Raw genomic sequence first — 4,808 nt, 5'->3', positions numbered from 1 at the left:
GAATGACCCGGATCTCTCCGTTGGGAATGATGATTTGTGCGCCGTTGATCGAACGCAGGACGGTGCGGCGCAAGTCGATGGTCTCGACGGTACCGGTGTCCGCGCCGACGGTGATGACGTCGCCAACGCCGTACTGGTTCTCGAAAATGATGAAGAAGCCGTTGATCATGTCGCGGACAAGGCTTTGCGCTCCGAGGCCGATCGCGACACCAGCCAGACCGGCGCTGGCAATCAACGGAGCGATGTCCATGCCGAGGTTCGTCAGCACCATCATCACTGCGATAGCAATGACGATGACACGCCCGGTCGATTCGACGACACGACCGAGAGTGTCGGCGCGCTGCACCAGAACCGGCGTCGGCTCGCCCTGCGCTGTGAGGAAGCCGGTGACGACGCGCTGAACAGCCGCGCGCAGCAGGCGGAGAATGATCAGCGAGACGACGATGATGAGTGCGATCCGAGCGAGTGAACGCCCCGCATCGCCCAGGAACCCACTGACCTGTTCGACAACCTCGTCAGTGGTGAGACCATCGAGGATCTCATTGGGAACCTGGCTCAGGACAGTGACAGCGCTATCAACCAGGTAGATTCCAGCTGGAACCACGAGGTGCCTCGCTCCTCTCCGAGCATGACGACGATGAGCAGTAGACTATCAGGTCATTCGCCACACGACGACGGGAGTGGCCAAAATGGCCACCCCCGTCGAAACTGCTCCGGGTATGTCGTCGCCCCGGCTAGCTCTCAGGCTGCTCGCTGGTGTCGGTGCTGCTCTCGACATCGATCGCGCGAGGCGTGTCAGGTGTTCCGCCGGCGCGAACCTGAATCTGGCGCGGACGGGCGGCCTCGGCCTTCGGGAGCGTGACCGTCAGCACGCCATTGTCGAAATCGGCGCGAGCTTCGTCCGGCTTGACGCTGCTTGGTAGCGTGACGGTGCGCTCGAAGTGGCCGAAGCGGCGCTCGCGAACGAGCCACTTCTCACCCTCGCGCTCTTCGTCAGCCTTGATCTCGACGGCAATGCGGAGTGTGTCGCCGAGGACGGAGATATCGACATCCTCCGGCTGCGCACCCGGTACGGTCGTCCTGACCATGTATGCCTCGTCGGTCTCGGACAGGTCCAGAGCCATGCCGCCGGTCATCGCGACCATACCGGCCCGCGGCCTGACGAACGACTCTTCGAGCAGGCCGTTCATCGCTTCACGCAACGACACGATATCCCGCCATGGGTCCCAACGCTGAGTACTATTCATGACATCCTCCATCTGCTGCACGACTATGATCGACAGGAGCGCCATCCGTCAGATGCATCGTGATCGTGATGGCTCACTCCATACGATTCTATGTCGATCATAGTACCTTAGTCGATTCATGTCAACTCCGTGTGAACATGAATCGACCTGAGCAGTGCTTCCTGATCGCATAATTCGCGCCGTCAGCATCGTTCTCTCCCGGGGTTGGATTGTGTCGGGCAGGTGGGAGATCTTTCGCGTGCGCGCTCAAGATGACAGGGGAAGAGGTTGGCTATCGGACCCAACTGCTTGCCATTGATGGCAATGTCGGTCCGCTGGAATGGCAACCTCCATTTTCTCCTGTCATCTTGAGGCCGCAGCCGAAAGATCTCCCACCCGCCCGACACAATCCAACCGCGGGGGTAACTACCGCACCATACAGACTGGCAACTTGGCGCTGGCTGACGCTTCACAATAGCGCCGCGATCGAGCGTGCGGCGCGGGTGGCGGCTTGTGGGTCGAGCGGGAGGTAGGCGCTGGTGTCACTGCCGAGCGTTGCCAGCGCGGCGGCGGCCAGCGACTCGGGCGTCATCGCGTCGAAGTCCATTCGTCGCCCGGCCCGGTGACGCTCCAGTCGGTGGGCGACGTGGAAGACCTGCTCGCAGTGATCGCGGAGCGGGACGGAGAGGAACGGGCGGCGGGTGGCGACGAGCTCCATCGTCGTGCCGAGCCCACCTTGAACAATCCCCAGGTCCGCCACAGCCAGATGCTCGTAGAGGTTGTGGGTGTAGGGCAGGACACGGAGGCCCGCGCCGCTCGGCAGGCTGTTGGCGTCAATCCGTGGGCCGGCGACGAGCAGGCACTCGGCGTCCAGCCGCTCACGCTGGATCAGCGGCCAGGCAGCGACAACCTTCTCCAGCAGCGGCCGACCGACGGCAGTGCCGCCAACTGCGGCGACGATCAATGGTCGCTCGGGTGCATAGCCGAGCCGCTGTCGGACGCCCGCCGTATCGACATAATCATGCGGGTTGAACGGGACGACGTAGCCAACTGCCTCGAAGTGCTCGCGGGCCCAATCGGCGATCAGCGGCAGGTCAGAGCCGAAGCGGTCGGGCACCAGGTCGTCATAGGTGCCGAAGTACAGGGCTCGATCGCGGACGCGTGGGTAGCGCTGGACGTGCTCCAGCATCTCGGCGTTGTAGTCAGCGGTCAGGTACGCCTCGCGTGAGTCGGGCGAGCGGTCGATTGGCAGCCAGCCGAGGAAGTCGGTCATGAACGCGAATGGAGCGCGCTTCAGCTCGGGGTTCTCGTGCAGGAAGTGATCGATCTCCCAGGCCTCGTCGCCGATCCACAGGTCGTAGGTCGTCTCGCGGACGGCGTCGAAGAAGACCATGAAGTTGGCCAACAGGATCTCGTCCATTTCGCGGAAGGCGTTGAAGCAGTGCAGCCGGTAGTCGTGCGACATCGCCTCCCAGTGGCCCGACTCGCTGGCCAGCTCGCGGCTGCGTGGGTGGATCGTCTCGCCCTCACGCTGCAGTACCTGGGTGACGGGCGGCTGGGCCAGCCAGTCGATCCGCAGATCCGGCACGATCCGACGTAGCTCGCGGGCGATGGCGAGGTCGCGCTGGATATGGCCGAGGCCGATCGGGCTGGAGACGAACAGCGCCCGACGTTCGGCACGCGCCATCGGGCGGGACCAGGTGCGCTGTGACGGGCACGGGGCAACGAGGAAATCCGCGAGCTCCCGGTTGACCATCACCGGGTCGCGCAGATTCGGGAGATGGCCGCAGCCTTCGAGCGTGATGAACGTCCAGTCCGGTCGGGCGGCTGCGAGCGCCCGGCTCGCCTCAATTGGATCGCAGCGGTCCAGGTCGCCATGCATCAGCAGGACAGGACACTGTACGCGCCGGATGGCCTCGCGTGCCAGCATGCGGGGGAACTGGTCAGCCGTCGGGATGGTCGCGATGAGCACCTCGGGCGTGGTGTCGTTGCCCCAGGAGATGCCGTCATCAACTCCCTTCGTCGAGTGCGGCTCAGGCAGGAGCTGGTTGAAGAAGAAGGTCAGCCAGTCGTCGTAGTGCTCGCGCCAGAAGTGCGCGTTGCGCATCTGCCAGCCGTCGTACTGCTCGCGCTGCTCCCAGAAGTCAGTGTTGGGGCGTGGCTGCCAGCTGTCAGGCCAGACACCGCAGGCGATCAGCGCCAGACGTGATACGCGCTCCGGGTAGCGCGCAGCCAGGGTGATGCCGAAATCGCAGCCACGCGATAGGCCGACGACAGTCGCAGATTCAATACCGAGATGATCGAGCAGGCCAATCGCCTGATCGACGATGCGGTCGTACTCGTAGGCTCGCGGGTCGGTCGTGCGCTCTCCGCGCCCGTTCCCGGGTGGGTCGAAGGTGATGACACGAAACTTGCGCGAGAGATCGGGGACTTGCATTTTCCAGATGCGACTGTGGACGATCTGCCAGGTGGGGAGCAGCAGAACCGGCGGCGCATCCGGCGCGCCGAACAGCTCGTAGCCGATGTCGAACTCGTGTAATCGAAGCGTCCCCGACTCAACCGGCTCAATGGCTCGCATCATCGTTTCTCCTTGCCGCTCTCAGACACGGACCAGCTCGGCACCATCACCCAGGACAATCCGCACCTGCTCGGCGATAGGCAGCGTCACCCAGTCGGGCGCGAGCAACGGGATCGGTGGGGGAATTTCCAGCGTGGCGAGCAGCGTGGCGGCGCGAGCTCGTCCCAGTGCGTCGAGCGCAGGGTGGGCGAGTGCCAGCGCGAGTGTCCGCGCCGCGTGATCGCGCTCGTGCGCGTCGCCATTCAGGCGAAGGGCTGCCAATTCGATCGCTGCGCCGAGTGCGGCCGGGATCGACTGGGCATCAACTGCCAGAGTTAGTGCCTCGCGCAGGTGAGCGAGTGCCGCGTCAGGCCGATTCGCGGCGCGCAGCACGCGACCGAGGAGTGCCAACGTCACCGCCACACCCCAGGTGTGGCGCAAGTTGCGGCGAATCGTGAGCGCTTCAGACAGTCGCTCGCGCGCTTCGGCGAGGTTATCGGCAGCGAGCGCAACGAGGCCGAGATTGTGGAGCGCGAAGGCCATGCCGCGTCGATCGCCGATCTCGCCGAAGATGGTCAGCGCCTGTTGGTGCAATCGGCGAGCTTCGTCGGCGTCACCAAGCATCAGGGTCGCCATGCCCAGATCGTTGAGTGAGTAACCCTGACCCCAGCGGTCTTCAGCTACCGTGAAGTGGGCGATGCTCTCCTGCAGCAGCGAGCGCTCCTGCTCGTAATCTTCGCCCTCGTGCGCGAACATGGCCTTGAAGTTAAGTGCCAGCCCGAGGTTGAACGGATCGTCCAGTTGCTTAAGGATCGTGATCCCGGCGTCGATCGCGCGCTCGCCGGCTGCGTAATCGCCGAGGCGAACGTAGAGCGATCCGTGGCGGATGAGCGCCGCAGCACGGGCGAGATCCCGAGCGTGTCGATCCACTGCGGGATCATGCGGCTCAGTGTCGAGCATCGCGATGATCTGGCTGAGGATCTCCTGCGCCTCCAGGTAGTGCCCGGTGACTTCGGCGGCGAGCC

At 64.3% G+C, this 4,808-nt stretch carries 4 protein-coding genes; all 4 read right to left on the bottom strand.

Translation table 11 applies throughout. The annotated features are described in order from the left end of the window. The coding region (locus M9890_15410; GenBank protein ID MCO5178342.1) for a mechanosensitive ion channel family protein at nucleotides 1–604 on the bottom strand (604 nt) is incomplete at its 3' end. A gap of 130 nt (nucleotides 605–734) precedes the next feature. Then, on the bottom strand, nucleotides 735–1,247 hold the full coding sequence (locus M9890_15405; GenBank protein ID MCO5178341.1) for an Hsp20/alpha crystallin family protein: 513 nt from the start codon (nucleotides 1,245–1,247) through the stop codon (nucleotides 735–737). 448 nt (nucleotides 1,248–1,695) lie between these two features. Continuing rightward, nucleotides 1,696–3,807: an alpha/beta fold hydrolase gene (locus M9890_15400; protein MCO5178340.1), complete on the bottom strand. Its 2,112-nt coding sequence runs from the start codon at nucleotides 3,805–3,807 to the stop codon at nucleotides 1,696–1,698. A gap of 18 nt (nucleotides 3,808–3,825) precedes the next feature. After that, nucleotides 3,826–4,808 (bottom strand): tetratricopeptide repeat protein (locus tag M9890_15395; protein MCO5178339.1); only part of this gene is annotated, 983 nt, incomplete at its 5' end.

The sequence above is a fragment of the Thermomicrobiales bacterium genome (assembly GCA_023954495.1).
Lineage (GTDB): Bacteria > Chloroflexota > Chloroflexia > Thermomicrobiales > CFX8 > JAMLIA01.
Note: the sequence above shows the minus strand (reverse complement) of the source record. Positions and strands in the feature narration are given on the sequence as shown.

Coding starts and splice junctions, on each gene's coding strand:
- M9890_15400 (MCO5178340.1), bottom strand. CDS start 3,807: ATGATGCGAGCCATTGAGCCGGTTGAGTCGGGGACGCTTCGATTACAC.
- M9890_15405 (MCO5178341.1), bottom strand. CDS start 1,247: ATGAATAGTACTCAGCGTTGGGACCCATGGCGGGATATCGTGTCGTTG.